This is a genomic window from Roseococcus thiosulfatophilus (genome assembly GCF_017311575.1).
GTDB classification, from domain to species: Bacteria; Pseudomonadota; Alphaproteobacteria; order Acetobacterales; family Acetobacteraceae; genus Roseococcus; species Roseococcus thiosulfatophilus.
In genome coordinates this window covers 87,333-100,893 of record NZ_JAFFQY010000004.1, presented here as the reverse complement: position 1 = coordinate 100,893, position 13,561 = coordinate 87,333, and the positions used below count along the sequence as shown (strand labels likewise).

The 13,561-nt window shown below is 71.8% G+C and carries 13 protein-coding genes; 6 read left to right on the top strand and 7 right to left on the bottom strand.

Annotated features, from left to right (window positions below):
* Positions 1–15: 15 nt before the first annotated feature.
* Positions 16–1,005, bottom strand: coding sequence for a M14 family metallopeptidase (locus JTN19_RS02840; protein WP_206930263.1), 990 nt, complete (start codon positions 1,003–1,005; stop codon positions 16–18).
* A gap of 69 nt (positions 1,006–1,074) precedes the next feature.
* Complete coding sequence (locus tag JTN19_RS02835) at positions 1,075–1,803, bottom strand: DsbA family protein (RefSeq protein ID WP_206930262.1); 729 nt, start codon at positions 1,801–1,803, stop codon at positions 1,075–1,077.
* A 191-nt stretch (positions 1,804–1,994) separates the two neighbouring features.
* Here JTN19_RS02835 and JTN19_RS02830 point away from each other — a divergent pair, with 191 nt between their 5' ends.
* The 6 genes from JTN19_RS02830 (at position 1,995) to JTN19_RS02805 (ending at position 8,518) form a co-directional block, all read left to right on the top strand.
* A complete protein-coding gene (locus tag JTN19_RS02830) occupies positions 1,995–3,362 on the top strand; it encodes a gamma-glutamyltransferase (protein WP_206930261.1) in 1,368 nt (455 codons plus the stop codon).
* A gap of 46 nt (positions 3,363–3,408) precedes the next feature.
* On the top strand, positions 3,409–4,530 hold the full coding sequence (locus JTN19_RS02825; RefSeq protein WP_206930400.1) for a pyridoxal phosphate-dependent aminotransferase: 1,122 nt from the start codon (positions 3,409–3,411) through the stop codon (positions 4,528–4,530).
* Positions 4,531–4,578: 48 nt separating this feature from the next.
* Positions 4,579–5,487, top strand: coding sequence for an EamA family transporter (locus tag JTN19_RS02820; RefSeq protein WP_206930260.1), 909 nt, complete (start codon positions 4,579–4,581; stop codon positions 5,485–5,487).
* Positions 5,488–5,696: 209 nt separating this feature from the next.
* Positions 5,697–6,245, top strand: a complete 549-nt coding sequence (locus JTN19_RS02815; RefSeq protein ID WP_206930259.1) for a GcrA family cell cycle regulator — start codon at positions 5,697–5,699, stop codon at positions 6,243–6,245.
* Between the two features lie 53 nt (positions 6,246–6,298).
* Positions 6,299–7,165, top strand: coding sequence for a DMT family transporter (locus JTN19_RS02810; protein ID WP_206930257.1), 867 nt, complete (start codon positions 6,299–6,301; stop codon positions 7,163–7,165).
* A 39-nt stretch (positions 7,166–7,204) separates the two neighbouring features.
* A complete protein-coding gene (locus JTN19_RS02805; protein ID WP_206930255.1) occupies positions 7,205–8,518 on the top strand; it encodes a carbohydrate porin in 1,314 nt (437 codons plus the stop codon).
* A gap of 24 nt (positions 8,519–8,542) precedes the next feature.
* On the opposite strand, the gene JTN19_RS02800 is transcribed toward JTN19_RS02805, so the two are convergent.
* The 5 genes from JTN19_RS02800 to JTN19_RS02780 form a co-directional block, all read right to left on the bottom strand.
* Positions 8,543–9,658: a branched-chain amino acid ABC transporter substrate-binding protein gene (locus JTN19_RS02800; protein ID WP_206930253.1), complete on the bottom strand. Its 1,116-nt coding sequence runs from the start codon at positions 9,656–9,658 to the stop codon at positions 8,543–8,545.
* Positions 9,659–9,798: 140 nt separating this feature from the next.
* Positions 9,799–10,509 carry an ABC transporter ATP-binding protein gene (locus tag JTN19_RS02795; protein ID WP_456315785.1) on the bottom strand — a complete coding sequence of 237 codons (711 nt, stop codon included), beginning with the start codon at positions 10,507–10,509 and terminating at the stop codon, positions 9,799–9,801.
* Complete coding sequence (locus tag JTN19_RS02790) at positions 10,506–11,345, bottom strand: ABC transporter ATP-binding protein (RefSeq protein ID WP_206930250.1); 840 nt, start codon at positions 11,343–11,345, stop codon at positions 10,506–10,508. The genes JTN19_RS02795 and JTN19_RS02790 overlap by 4 nt, the downstream gene beginning before the upstream one ends.
* Positions 11,345–12,649 carry a high-affinity branched-chain amino acid ABC transporter permease LivM gene (gene livM, locus JTN19_RS02785; protein ID WP_242530804.1) on the bottom strand — a complete coding sequence of 435 codons (1,305 nt, stop codon included), beginning with the start codon at positions 12,647–12,649 and terminating at the stop codon, positions 11,345–11,347. Before livM ends, JTN19_RS02790 begins: the two co-directional genes overlap by 1 nt.
* On the bottom strand, positions 12,646–13,560 hold the full coding sequence (locus JTN19_RS02780) for an ABC transporter permease subunit (protein WP_206930248.1): 915 nt from the start codon (positions 13,558–13,560) through the stop codon (positions 12,646–12,648). Before JTN19_RS02780 ends, livM begins: the two co-directional genes overlap by 4 nt.
* Position 13,561: the final 1 nt, after the last annotated feature.

Here is a 13,561-nt window from a genome sequence, read left to right as displayed (position 1 = left end):
CTGGAGACCAGACCGTCAACCGGGGGGCGGAACGAGCCGTGCCAGCCGCACCGCCGTCTGCCCCGGCTGCGGCAGCAGCGAGGGCAGGACCAGCAGGCAATCCGCATAGGGGGTGCGGACTTCCGCCCCGCCATCGGTCGCGATCAGGGTGCCCTGGCGCGGCACCACCTCGCCGCCGCGCCAGGGGCGGGTGAAGGTGAAGTCCGCCGTGCGCGCGGTGACGGTGTGCGTCACCTGCGCCTGGCGGGAGGGCGCGGCGTCGGGCGCCAGGGGTGCGCCGGGCAGCACGCCCGTCTCGTGCAGCAGGCGGCGGGTGACGCGCTCCATGCGGGAGACGGTCGCCTTCTCCCAATGCCAGCCGCCCTCCAGCAGCAGGCCGCGCCGCCCGCTGCCCGCTTGGCCGAAGGGGCCGTAGTCAATGACGCGGCTGCCCGCCACATGGCCCATATCGGCCACCACCAGCGGCGGCACGCCGAGGCGCGTGGCCAGTTCCACCGCCGGCGAACGCCCGCTGACGAGGAAGAGCGGGTCCGACGGCCAGAGCATCGAATGCAGGTCCAGCACCACATCGGCCGTGTCCAGCACGGGGCGCAGGGCGCGGGCGCGGCGCAGCTCCGCGCTGCGGCGGGGGCCTTCCAGCACCTCCACGTCCCAGAGGCGGTTCATGTCCTCCTCCAGGAAGCGCGAGGCCGTGGGGTCGTCCGGGTCGAAGCGGGAGAAGGCGTCGAGATTGGCGAAGACCAGCGTCAGCCGCCCCGCCGCCGGGCGCGTGGCCGCACGCAGCAGCCGGTCCAGCACGATCCCGCCCGCGATCTCGTTGCCATGGGTCAGCGCCATCACGCAGACATGCGGGCCGGGCGCCTCGGCCGCGAAGCTCCAGACGCCGGGAATGCCGTTGCCTGCGCGCCAGGGCCCGATATCGGGCGCGCGCAGCACCAGGCTGCGCGGCGGCGCGCCGGCCTCGTCCAGCAGCGCGGCCAGGGCGGGCGGCTGAGGCGGGCTCATCGCGGGGGAAGGTCCAGACCCATGGGGGGCAGATTACCCAAGCGTGGCGGTCAGTCTACCGGGGGTGGGTCAGCCGCGCAGCTGCGCGGTCAGGCGCTGCAGGGTGGCCAGGTCCACCGCGCCGGGCAGCAGGGTGGTGCCGCCCAGGATGGCGGGCGTGCCCTGGATGTCCAGCGCGCGGGCGAGGCCGAGGTTCCGCTCGATGCGCTGGGTGGTCGCGGCCTCGTCCATCTCCCGCCGCAGCCGGGCCCAGTCGAGGCCCGCGCGCTCGGCCTCGCGGCGAATCACGGGTTCGGTGATCTCCTCGCGCAGGCGCAGCAGGGCGTCGTAGAGAGGCACGTAGCGGCCCTGGCGCTGCGCGGCCAGCAGCGCGCGGGCGCCCAGCACCGAGGCGGGGCCCAGGATGGGCAAATCCACCAGCACCACGCGCACGTCGCTCTCGCGCCGGATAAGCTGGTCCATGACGGGGTGCAGCTGCTTGCAGAAGCCGCAGCGCACGTCGAAGAACTCGGCCAGCACCACGCGGCCCTGGGGGTTGCCCTTGATGGGCGCGGCGGGGTCCTGGAACAGGGATTGTGCGTGGCGGGCGATGGCCTCCGCCTGGGCGGTGGCGCGGGCCTCCTGCTCGGCGCGCTCCAGGCTTTCGAAGGCCTCGCGCAGGATACTGGGGTCCTCGCGGAGCGCCCGGCGGAGGATGTCCAGCACCTCCGCCCGCTGCGCCTCGCTCAGGCCCTGGGCCAGGGCCGTGCCGGGCAGCAGCGCGGCGCCGGCCAGCGCGATCAGGCGGCGTCGGTTCATGGGGCAAGCTCCTTCGTGCGGGCGCATGTTCCCCCGATGGGCCGCCCGCGCCAAGGGGCGCGCCTCAAAGGGGGGTCAGGGAGGGGCGCGGTTGCCGCTGGGCCGGAAGGCGTCTAAGCCCGGAGCATCATGAATACCGCAGGCGCGGCCCCTTCCGGGCGCCGCCGACGCAGGGGACGCACGACGCCAGCATGACCAGCACGGCCACCATTCCGCACTCCGCCCCGCGGGCGCTTCGCCCCCTGGTGCTCGGCGCCGCCCTGCTGGCGCTGGCGGGCTGCGGCACCGCCCGCAACCTGGTGGGCGCGCAGCCCAGCATCCCCGCCGGCACGCCCGGCTTCGTGCAGGGCTTCCTGGGCGGGGTCGCGGCCGAGGAACCCCAGGCGGCGGCGGTGGCGCGCAACGTGCTCTCGGCCGGCGGCAACGCGGCGGATGCGGCGGTGGCGGCGGGCTTCGCCATGGCGCACACCCTGCCCTCGCGCGTGGGGCTGGGCGGCGGCGGGGCGTGCCTCGTCTTCGACGCGCGGCGCAACACGACCGAGGCGCTGCTCTTCCTGCCCGGCGCCCGCAGCGGGGCGGGCGGCGACCGCCCGGCGGCCGTGCCCATGCTGGCGCGCGGCCTCTTCGCCCTGCACACGCGCATCAGCGGCGGGCGGCCCTTCGAGGAGTTGATCTCGCCCGCCGAGCAGCTGGCCCGCTTCGGCGCGCCCATGTCGCGCGCCCTGCACCAGGATCTGACGGCGGTGCGCGGCCCCCTCTTCGCCGATGCCGAGGCCCGCGCCGTCTATGGCACGCCCGCCGGCGACGTGATCCCGGTGGGCGGCAGCTTCCGCAACCCGGCGCTCTCGGCCACGCTCGCGCAGCTGCGCACGGCCGGCGTGGGCGACCTGCACCAGGGCGCGATGGCGCGGCGGCTGGAGGAACTGTCGGGTGCCGCGGGCGGCGGCGCCTTCACGGTGGCGGAACTCCGCCCCGCTCTGCCCCGCGTGGTGGACCCCGTGGTGGTGGAAGGCCGGGGCGGCGACCGCATCGCCTTCCTCCCGGCCGAGGCCGATGGCGGCCAGGCGGCGGCGGCCCAGGCCTTCCGCGCGCTGGCGGCCGGGCAATCCCCCGCGCCGCAGCCGGCCCTGCTGCCGGCCAGCGCGGGGCTGATGGTCTATGACCGCAACGGCAATGCCGTCAGCTGCGCCTTCACCCTAAACAACCTCTTCGGCACCGGCCGCACCATGCCGGGCATGGGCTTCCTGCTGGCCGCCGCGCCGCAGCCGGGCCGCGCGCCGCTGCTCTCGGCCTCGCTCGGCTGGTCGCCCAATATCCGCGCCTTCCGCATGGCGGCGGCGGGCTCGGGCCAGGGCGCGGCGCCGCTGGCGGTCGCCGCGCCCACGCACGCCATCATGCTGCAAGGCGCGGCGCCCGACGCCACGCTGGCCGCGGTGCCGGAGCCCGGGCGCGTGCAGCTCGGCGCCTGCGCGCGCTACCTGCCGGGGCTGCAAGGCGCCTGCACCACGCTGACCGACCCGCGCGGCGCCGGCGTCGCGCTGGGTGCCACGGACCGCTGAGGTGCTGAAGGTCGGGCGCGGGGCGCAATCCCCGCCCTTCCTGGTCATGGACGTGATCGCGGCGGCCAATGCGCGCGCCGCGACCCTGCTACCCGGCGCGCCGGGCATTTTGCGGATGGAGGTGGGCCAGCCCGGCCATGGGGCGCCGCAGGGCGCCGTGGAGGCCGCCACGCGCGCCATGCGCTCGGGCCATGCGCTGGGCTATACGGAGGCCTTCGGCCTGCCCTCGCTGCGCGCACGCATCGCGCGGCACTATCTTGAGCATTATGGGCTGGTGGTGCCGGTGTCGCGCATCGCGGTCACGGTGGGGGCGTCAGGCGCCTTCCCCCTGGCCTTCCTCGCGGCGTTCGACCGGGGCGACCGCATCGCCATGGCCACCCCCTTCTACCCGCCCTACGCCAACATCCTGGAGAGCCTCGGCATGGAGGCGGTGCTGCTGGAATGCGGCCCCGAGACGCGCTTCCAGCCCACCCTCGCCCTGCTGGAGGCGATGGACCCGCGCCCGGACGGGCTGGTCATCGCGAGCCCCTGCAACCCCGCCGGCACCATGCTGCCGCCCGGGGAGCTGGAAGCCATCGCGCGCTGGTGCCACGCCAACGGCGTGCGGCTGGTGTCGGACGAGATCTATCACGGGCTCTCCTGGGGCACGGTGGCCGAAGCCAGCGCGGCGGGTTTCAGCGACAGCGCCATCGTGGTGAACAGCTTCTCCAAATACTGGTGCATGACGGGCTGGCGCATCGGCTGGATGGTGCTGCCCGAGGATCTGGTGCGGCCGGCCGAATGCGTGGCCCAGAACATGTTCATCAGCCCGCCGCACATCGCCCAGGTGGCGGCCGAGGCGGCGATGGATTGCGTGGGGGAGCTGGAGGCCATCAAGGCCGGCTATGCCCGCAGCCGCGCCCTGTTGCTGGACGGGCTGCCGCGCGCGGGGCTGGACCGCATCGCGGCGGCGGATGGCGCCTTCTACCTGTGGTGCGACGTGGGGCACCTGACGAATGACAGCCTCGAATTCTGCACCCGCATGCTGGAGGGCGCGGGCATCGCGGCCACGCCGGGCGTGGATTTCGACCGCGCGCGCGGCGGCCGCTTCCTGCGCTTCAGCTATTGCGGCGTCGAGGCCGAGATGACCGAGGTGCCCTCCCGGCTGCGGGCCTGGCTGGGGGGCTGACGCGGCGCGGCGCCGGGTCTAGCGTGGCTCCACTTCGGGGGCCGCAACTTGTCGCTTTGGGTTCTGATCACGCTCTGCGCCGCGCTGTTCCAGACCTGGCGCACGGCCTTGCAGCAGCGGTTGCGCGGGCAGCTCTCCCTCAATGGCGCGGCGGTGGTGCGCTACCTCTATGGCGTGCCCTTCGGGCTGATGATCCTGGGCACCTACTGGCTCATCTTCGGCGGCAGCTTCGGCGCGCCGACGCTGTGGTTCCTGGCCCTCTGCGCCATGGCGGGGCTGGCACAGATCTTCGGCACGAACCTGCTGATCTCCTCCTTCGGGCCGCGCGGCTTCGCGGTGGGGACGGCCTATTCCAAGACCGAGGCGGTGCAGGCCTCCATCATCGCGGTGGTGGTGCTGGGTGAGGTGCTCTCGCTGACCTCCTGGGCCGGCATCGCGATCAGCGTGGGCGGGGTGATGTATCTGACCCTGGCGGGCCGCGGGCTGAGCCCCGCCGAAATCCTGCGCGCCACCACCCAGCCGGCGGCGCTGCGCGGCATGTCGTCGGGCTTCTGCTTCGCGCTGACGGCCATCTGCATCCGCACCGCCAATGCCGAATTGCCGGGCGAGGACGTGCTGCTGAAGGCGCTCTTCGCCGTGGTGCTGACCAATGCGATGCAGACCGTGATGCAAGGCGGCTGGCTGCTCTGGCGTGAGCCCGGGCAGATCACCGCCGTGTTCCGCACCTGGCGGGACAGCGCGAAGGTGGGGGCGCTGTCGGCCGCCGGCTCCTCCTGCTGGTTCATGGGCTTCGCGCTGGCGCCGGTGGCCCTGGTGCGCGCGGTGGGGCAGGTGGAGATCCTGTTCACCCTGCTGTTCAGCCGCTTCTTCCTGGGCGAAAGGCTCAAGGGCAAGGACGTGCTGGGCGCGCTGATCCTGGTGGCAGGCGTGGTGCTGGTGCTGCTGGGCACGCGCTGAAAGAATTGCATTCCGTTAAAATTCAGTGGGATCGCCATAAAATGGCAACGTGTTAATGATTCCCAATGAGTCCCTGAGGATTCGGCCACCACCCGAAGTGGAGTGACAAGGCTTTTCCACAAGTTTCTGCCGACTCGAGACAATCCAGCGCTTGTAGGTCAATAGTCCGCTTTGCTACATCATCTGGTATTCAGCCAAGGGGCATCCAGATGGATTGGACGTCGGAAGCGATCGAGCGCCTTCGCGCGCTGTGGTCCGAAGGGCATTCCACCGCGGAGATCGGGCGCCGCATGGGCGTCTCGAAAAATTCCGTTGTGGGTAAGGCGCATCGCCTGCAATTGCCCGCGCGGCCGAGCCCCATCCGCCGCGACCCCGCCGCCCCGCGCCCCGTCGCGGCCGGCCGCCGGCCGACGCTGCCGCCGCTGCGCGTGGTGGCCGCCGCCCCGCCCGTGGCGCCGATGCCGGCGCAGGTGATGGCCGCGCCCGCTGCCACCCCCCTGCCCGCGCGACCCGAAGCCCGCCGGCCCGAGCCGCGCGTGGCCGAGATGCCCGCCTCCCTCGGCGCGCCCAAGCCCGCGCAGGTGGTGCGCCCCTTCGCCCGCGCCAGCGCCCGCACCTGCTGCTGGCCGATCGGCGAGCCCGGCACGCCCGGCTTCCGCTTCTGCACGGCGGAATCCCTAAACGGGAAGCCCTATTGCGCCGAGCACGCGGCCGTCGCCTATGTCCGCGTGAAGGACCGGCGGGAGGACGCGGCGTAACGCGCCACAGCTTCATGGTCCGGCGCGCGGGCCGCGCCGGATAAAGGTTCCTGATGGACCGGCCCCTTCACGGCGTGGCGCTGCAACTCGCGGCGCTCATGCTCTTCGTGGTGATGGACACGCTGTTCAAGCTGCTGTCCGACTTCCACGCCGTGCAGCTGGCCTGGGCCCGCTTCACCTTCTCGGCGCTCGCGGTCGCCATCGCGCTGCGGCTGGTGATGGGGCGCCTGCCCTGGCGGTCCCGCGCGCCGGGCCTGCAGGTGCTGCGCTCCCTGCTGCTGCTGGGCTGCACGCTGACCTTCACCGAGGCGCTCGCGCATATCCCCATCGCGGACGCGACCGCCGTGGGCTTCGCCTCGCCGCTGATCACGGTAGCACTCGCCGCGCTGCTGCTGCGCGAGAGGGTGGGCTGGCGGCGCTGGGCGGGGGTCGCCATCGGCTTCGTGGGGGTGATGATCGCGGTGCGGCCGCCCTTCCTGACGGGCGAGGCGCTGCACTGGGCCTATCTGCTGCCGCTGTGCACCGCCACCATGTTCGCCTTCTACTCGATCCTGACGCGGCGGCTGTCCAAGCTCGATGATCCGCGAACGACCATCATGCACACGGCACTCGCCGCCGCGCTGGCCGCCAGCCTGTTGCAGCCCTTCGTCTTCACGCCGCCCGGCGCGGTGGAATGGGTGGGGCTGGTCATGGTGGGGTTGCTGGGGGCGCTCAGCCACGGGCTGCTGGTGCTGGCCTATGCGCGGGCGCCGGCCAGCCTGCTGGCGCCGCTCTCCTACAGCCAGCTCATCTGGGCGATGCTGGCGGGCATCCTGGTCTTCGCGGACTGGCCGGACCTGTTCACGCTGGTGGGCGCGGCGGTGATCGCGGCTGGCGGGATTTTAATCGCGCTGCCACGTCGCGCGGCCACGCCGGGCTGATACTGTTATAAAATAACATTATCACCTGCGGAATCCTTGATGCGCCACCTTCTCCCTGCCGCGCTGCTTGCGCCGCTGCTGCTCTCCTCACCCGCCCATGCCCATGGCGACAATGGCTGCGAGGAGGGCCTGGCCCTCACCCCCGGCCTTTGCGCCAGCGTGCAGGGCACGCTGGACACGGTGGGCGTCGCCACCGGCGGCGTGCGGCGCGGCGTCTCGGCCGTGGGCCAGGTGCGGCTTGGCCTGACGGCCGATTTCGGCACGCTCGCCGGGCTGGATGGCTGGCGCGGCCATGCCAGCGCCATGGGCATATGGGGCCGCCAGCCCACGCTGGACCGCGTGGGCAGCCTCGCACCCGCCAGCAACATCGAGGCGCTGACCACCTTCCGCCTGTTCGAACTCTGGCTGGAGCGGGACCTCTTCGGCCACGGCTCCTTCCGCTTCGGCCAACTCGCCGCCGACAGCGAATTCGCCACCGCCAGCGCGGCCGAGCATTTGGTCAACGGCACCTTCGGCTGGCCGGTGGCGCTGGCGGGCGCGCTGCCCTCGGGCGGGCCGGCCTATCCGCTGGCCACACCCGGCCTGCGCCTGGCGCTGGGCGACCCGGAGGAGGCGACGGGCTTCCGCATCGGCCTCTTCTCGGGTGATCCGGGCGGGCGGTACCTCGCGGATGCGGACCCGCAGCGCCACAACCGCCACGGGCTGAACTTCAGCACGCGCGGCGGCGCCTTCGTGATCGCGGAGGCGGTCACCGGCGGCAGCGCGCCCGAGGCGCACACCCCGCGCCCCTGGACGGTGAAGCTGGGCGGCTGGTACCACTCCGCGCGCTTCGACGATGTGCGGCGGGACGACATGGGCCTCTCGCTCGCCGACCCCGCCAGCAGCGGCCAGCCCCGGCGCATCGCGGGCAATTACGGCGGCTATGCCGTGGCCGAGGCGGTGGTCTGGCGCGGGGAGGGGCAGCACGTGGCGGTCTTCGCGCGCGGCTTCGCCCAGCCCGGCGACCGCAACGCCGTGTCGCTGCAACTGGATGCGGGCCTGGCCTGGAGCGGCCCCTTCGGCCGCGAGGCGGACACGCTCTCGGTCGGCGTCTCGCACGCGCGGATCGGCGCGCGCTCACGCCGCCTGGACCGCGACCTGATCGCCTTCGGCGAGGACCGCCCCGTGCGCAGCCACGAGACGGTGCTGGAGGTGAACTACAACCTCTCGGTCATCGAGGACCGCTTCGCCGTGCGGCCCTTCGTGCAGGCCATGTTCAACCCCGCCGCCGGCGAGCCCGACGCCCGCCGCAGCCCCACGCGCGCCCTGCCGGACGCGATGCTGCTGGGGCTGCGGCTGACGGCGGGGTTCTGAAGCCCCTGTCTTGCCGCGCGGAGGTCAGCTGATCTCCGCGTAGGCCCCGTTGTTCCAGCGGTAGAAGACGTAGTCGGGCTCGGTCGGGTCGCCCTTGTCGGTGAAGCTGATGGGCCCCAGCACCGACTGCCACGGCCCGCCCGACTTCAGCGTGGCGGCGATACGGCGCGGGTCATCGGCATTGGTGCGCGCCATGGCCGCGGCCCAGATCTGCAAGGCGGCGTAGGTGTAGAGGACGTAGCCCTCCGGATCCACATTGCGGGCGCGGAAGCGGGCCACGACCTCTGCCGCCGTGGGGCGCCGGCGGGGGTCGGAGGCGAAGGTCATCAGCGTGCCCTCGCCCGCCGGGCCCGCGATCTGCCAGAACTCGTTCGTCACCAGCGCATCGCCGCCGATGAGCGTCAGGTTCAGCCCGCGCTCGCGCGCCTGGCGCAGGATCAGCCCGCTCTCGGTGTGGTAGCCGCCGATGTAGAGCACCTGGATGTTCGCCGCCTGCAGGCGGGAGACGATGGCGTTGTAGTCGCGCTCACCGGGCGTATAGGCGGCGAAGATCTCCTCCTGCTTGCCGGCGGCGTTCATCGCCTTCTTCGTCTCCTCCGCGAGGCCACGGCCATAGGCGGAGTTGTCGTGCAGGATGGCGACACGCTGGTCGCCCATCTGTCGCGCGATATGCGTGCCGGCCACCTGGCCCTGCTGGTCGTCGCGGCCACAGACGCGGAAGGTGTTCCACTTGCCTTCCTCGGTGAAGCGCGGGTTGGTGGAGGCGGGGCTCATCATCAGCACGCCCTCCTCCGCATAGACGTCGCGCGCGGGGATGGAGGAGCCGGAGCAGAAATGCCCCGCGATGAAACGCACGCGGCGCGAGGCGAGCTGGTTCGCCACGCTCACCGCCTGGCGCGGGTCGCAGGCATCATCGCCGATTTCCAGCGCCAGCTGCCGGCCCATCACGCCGCCGGCCGCGTTCAGGTCGGCCACCGCGGCCTCCGCGCCGATGCGAAGCTGCGTGCCGAAGGCGGCATACTGGCCCGTCATGGGGCCGACCGAGGCCACGCGGATGGGGCCGGACTGCGCCTGGACGAGGGAGGGCGCCGAGAGCGCGGCGGCCCCCGTGGCGCCGAGCAGGACACGTCTGTTGAACATTCTTTCCTCCTGGATGGGGCCGTGACGGCCGTGGGAAAAGGCTAGTCGAAGCGCGGCACGCGGGGGAACAGGAAAGCTTCTGGAGCGCGATCCGCGCAGGCGGAATCGCCGGAGCGGTGAATCGCCCTGCCCAACAAAAGCTAATGCCCGCCCAGATAGGCCTCCCGCACCTCCGGCCGCGCCAGCAATTCCGCGCCCGTCCCCGCCATGGTGATCTGGCCGGTGACGAGCACATAGCCGCGATGGGCCAGGCGCAGCGCCTGGTTGGCGTTCTGCTCCACCAGCAGCACCGTCAGCCCTTCCTCCGCGTTCAGGCGGCGGATGGTGTCGAAGATCATCCGCACGATGAGGGGGGCGAGGCCGAGCGAAGGCTCGTCCAGCAGCAGCAGGCGCGGGCGCGACATCAGCGCGCGGCCGATGGCGAGCATCTGCTGCTCCCCGCCCGAAAGCGTGCCGCCGCGCTGCGCCTGGCGTTCGTGCAGGCGCGGGAAGATGGCGAAGACACGCTCCAGCTCCGGCCCCGGGTCATGGCCAGCCACCTGCGCGCCGATCAGCAGGTTTTCCCGAACCGTCATGCGCGGGAAGATGCGCCGCCCCTCCGGCGCCTGGGCGAGGCCCAACTGCATGATCTCGTGGGTGGGCATCTGCGTGATGTCCCGCCCCTCGAAGCTGATGCGGCCCGAGCGCGCGCGCGGGTCGCCGCAGAGCGTCATCAGCAGGGTGGACTTGCCCGCGCCGTTCGCGCCGATCAGCGTCACGATCTCGCCGGGATGGACCTCGATGGTCACGCCCTTCAGCGCCTGCACCGCGCCATAGCCGGCGGTGACATTGTCCAGGTGCAGCATGGTCATGGCGTGGCCTCGGAGGGGGCTTCGTCCTCCTCCCCCTCGCCCAGATAGGCCGCGATGACGCGCGGGTCGGCGCGCACCTCGGCGGGCGTGCCGTCCGCGATCTTCTTGCCATGGTCCAGCACCACCACGCGGTCGGAAATGCCCATGACCACGCCCATGTCGTGCTCGATCAGCAGCAGGGAACAGGGCGGCTCGCCCTCGGCAGCCGCGCCATCGCGGATGGCGCGCAGCAGGCGGGCGAGGTCCACGGATTCGCGCGGGTTCAGCCCCGCCGCGGGCTCGTCGAGGCAGAGCAGCAGGGGCGAGGTGCACATGGCCCGCGCGATCTCCAGCCGCCGCTGCTGGCCGTAGGGCAGCGCGCCCGCGGGGTCGTCCGCGCGCTCGATCAGGCCCGTCGCCTCCAGCCAGCGCGTGGCGCGCGCGATGGCGCCACGCTCCGCCGCCGGATAGCGCGAAAGGCCCAGCACCGCCCCGATGGCGAAGCCCGAGGCGCGCATCAGCGCCCGGTGCTGCGCCACCAGCAGGTTCTCCAGCGCCGTCATGCCGGGAAAGAGGCGGATGTTCTGGAAGGTGCGCGCGATGCCCGCGCGCGCGATGTCGTGGCCCTGGAGCTTCTGCAACTCGGTGGCGCGGCCCTCCCGGTGCAGCAGCAGCCGGCCGGCGGTGGGGCGGTAGAAGCCCGTGATGCAGTTGAACACCGTGGTCTTGCCCGCGCCGTTGGGGCCGATGACGGCGGTGATGTCGCCGGCGCGCGCGGTGAAGCTCACCTCGTCCACCGCCTTCAGCCCGCCGAAGCGCATGGAGAGCGCGTCCACCTCCAGGATGGGTTGCGCCATCAGCCGCGGCCCTCGGCCACATGCTCGCTGCCGATGCGGCGGCGCTCGCGCAGCACCACCGTGGGCTGGCGGCTGCCGACGAGGCCACGGGGGCGCCAGACCATGATCAGCACCATCGCCGCGCCGAAGACCAGCATCCGCCATTCCTCCAGGTCCCGGAACAGCTCGAAGCCGCCGATCATCACGATGGCCGCGATGGCGACGCCGATCTGGCTGCCCAGCCCGCCCAGCACCACGATGGCGAGGATGATGGCGCTCTCGATGAAGGTGAAGCTCTCCGGGCTGATGAAGCCCTGGCGCGTGGCGAAGAAGGCGCCGGCGAAGCCGCCGAACATGGCGCCAATCATGAAGGCCGAGAGCTTCGTGTTGCGGATGTTGATGCCGAGGCTGCGGCAGGCGATCTCGTCCTCGCGCATCGCCTCCCATGCGCGGCCCAAGGGCTGCCGGCGCAGCCGCACCGAGACCCAGTTGGTCAGCATGGCCAGCGCCAGGATCAGGTAATACAGGAAGATCACGCGGTGCACCGGCGAGGGCTCGATGCCGAAGAAGCCCGCGAAGGTGCCGGGGCCGCCCTCCATGGAAAAGGGCAGGCCGAAGAAGGAGGGGCGCGGAATGCCGGAGATGCCGTTCGACCCACCCGTCAGCGAAACCCAGTTCAGCAGCACGATGCGGATGATCTCGCCAAAGGCGAGTGTGACGATCGCCAGGTAGTCGCCCCGCAGCCGCAGCACGGGAAAGCCCAGCAGGATGCCCCAGAAGGCCGAGAGGATGCCCGCCAGCGGCAGGCAGAGCCAGAAGGAGAAGCCGAAATACTGCGCCAGCAGCGCATAGGAATAGGCGCCGACCGCGTAGAAGGCGACGTAGCCGAGGTCGAGCAGGCCCGCCAGGCCCACCACGATATTCAGCCCCCAGCCCAGCATGATGTAGGTCAGCACCAGGATGCCGAGATCCAGCTCATAGCGGCCCACGCCGGGAATGGCCGGCAGCAGGAGTGCCACGCCCAGCAGCACCGGCCCCAGGATGCGCGCGAGCCAAGCCGCCTGGGTGGCGAAGCGGCCGGGCTTGGACAAATCCGCCATGGCCGCCCGCGCCTCGCGCCGCGCGAGGAAGATGTGCATGGCCAGACGCCCCGCCATGACGAGGCCCACAATGATGGCCACATCCGTCCAGCGCGTGCGGATGAACAAGGCGCCGGTGGGCGCCACATCCGTCCTGAGCCCCACCAGCGGCGCGAAGAGGCCGAGCGCCACGAGCCCGGCCAGCAGCATGTCCTTGAGCGCCGCCTGGGGGTCGAGGCCCCTCATACCTTCTCGACCTCGGCGCGGCCGAGCAGCCCCGTCGGCATGAAGATCAGCACGATGGCGAGGATGGCGAAGGTGGCCACGTCCTTGTAGGCCACGCTGAAATAGGCGGACCAGAAGGTCTCGATCAGCCCGATCAGCAGCCCGCCCAGCACCGCGCCGGGCAGCGAGCCGATGCCGCCGAGAACAGCCGCCGTGAAGGCTTTCACCCCCGCGAGGAAGCCGATGTAGAAATCAATCACGCCATAGCGCAGCAGGTACATCATGCCCGCCACGGCCGCGAGCGAGGCGCCGATGACGAAGGTGATGCTGATGACGCGGTCGGTGTTGATGCCGAGAAGCTGCGCCATGCGCCTATCCTGCTCGCAGGCGCGCATGGATCGGCCGAGGGCCGTGCGCGTCACCAGCCAGGTGAAGACGGCCAGCACCGCCAGCGTGACCAGCACGATGACCAGCTGCATCCAGCTGACCTGCACGACAAACGTGCCCTCGGTCAGCACCGTGAAGCCGCCGGGGACGATGGGCTCCAGCGGCTTCACCCGCGCCCCCTGCGCCACCTGCACATAGTTCTGCAGCACGATGGACATGCCGATGGCGGAGATGAGCGGCGCCAGGCGGAAGGAGCCGCGCAGCGGGCGGTAGGCCACGCGCTCCACCGTCCAGCCATACAGCGCGGTGACACACATGGAGACCAGCAGCACCAGCATGATGGCGCCCGGCCCCTCCATGATCCCGCCCGAGAGCAGCAGCACGATGGTGATGAGGGCCACGAAGGCGCCCACCATGAAGATATCGCCATGGGCGAAGTTGATCATGCCGATGATGCCGTAGACCATGGTGTAGCCCACGGCGATGAGGCCGTAGATCATCCCCAGGGCCACGCCGTTGATCAGCTGCTGCAGCGCATAGGCCAAG

Excerpts from the sequence above, each read along its gene's own strand:
- JTN19_RS02790 (WP_206930250.1), bottom strand. The coding sequence starts at position 11,345 with ATGGCGCAACCCATCCTGGAGGTGGACGCGCTCTCCATGCGCTTCGGC.
- JTN19_RS02830 (WP_206930261.1), top strand. The coding sequence starts at position 1,995 with ATGACCAGCACGGCCACCATTCCGCACTCCGCCCCGCGGGCGCTTCGC.
- JTN19_RS02815 (WP_206930259.1), top strand. The coding sequence starts at position 5,697 with ATGGATTGGACGTCGGAAGCGATCGAGCGCCTTCGCGCGCTGTGGTCC.
- JTN19_RS02800 (WP_206930253.1), bottom strand. The coding sequence starts at position 9,658 with ATGTTCAACAGACGTGTCCTGCTCGGCGCCACGGGGGCCGCCGCGCTC.
- JTN19_RS02795 (WP_456315785.1), bottom strand. The coding sequence starts at position 10,509 with ATGACCATGCTGCACCTGGACAATGTCACCGCCGGCTATGGCGCGGTG.
- JTN19_RS02805 (WP_206930255.1), top strand. The coding sequence starts at position 7,205 with ATGCGCCACCTTCTCCCTGCCGCGCTGCTTGCGCCGCTGCTGCTCTCC.
- JTN19_RS02825 (WP_206930400.1), top strand. The coding sequence starts at position 3,409 with ATGGACGTGATCGCGGCGGCCAATGCGCGCGCCGCGACCCTGCTACCC.
- livM (WP_242530804.1), bottom strand. The coding sequence starts at position 12,649 with ATGAGGGGCCTCGACCCCCAGGCGGCGCTCAAGGACATGCTGCTGGCC.
- JTN19_RS02835 (WP_206930262.1), bottom strand. The coding sequence starts at position 1,803 with ATGAACCGACGCCGCCTGATCGCGCTGGCCGGCGCCGCGCTGCTGCCC.
- JTN19_RS02840 (WP_206930263.1), bottom strand. The coding sequence starts at position 1,005 with ATGAGCCCGCCTCAGCCGCCCGCCCTGGCCGCGCTGCTGGACGAGGCC.
- JTN19_RS02810 (WP_206930257.1), top strand. The coding sequence starts at position 6,299 with ATGGACCGGCCCCTTCACGGCGTGGCGCTGCAACTCGCGGCGCTCATG.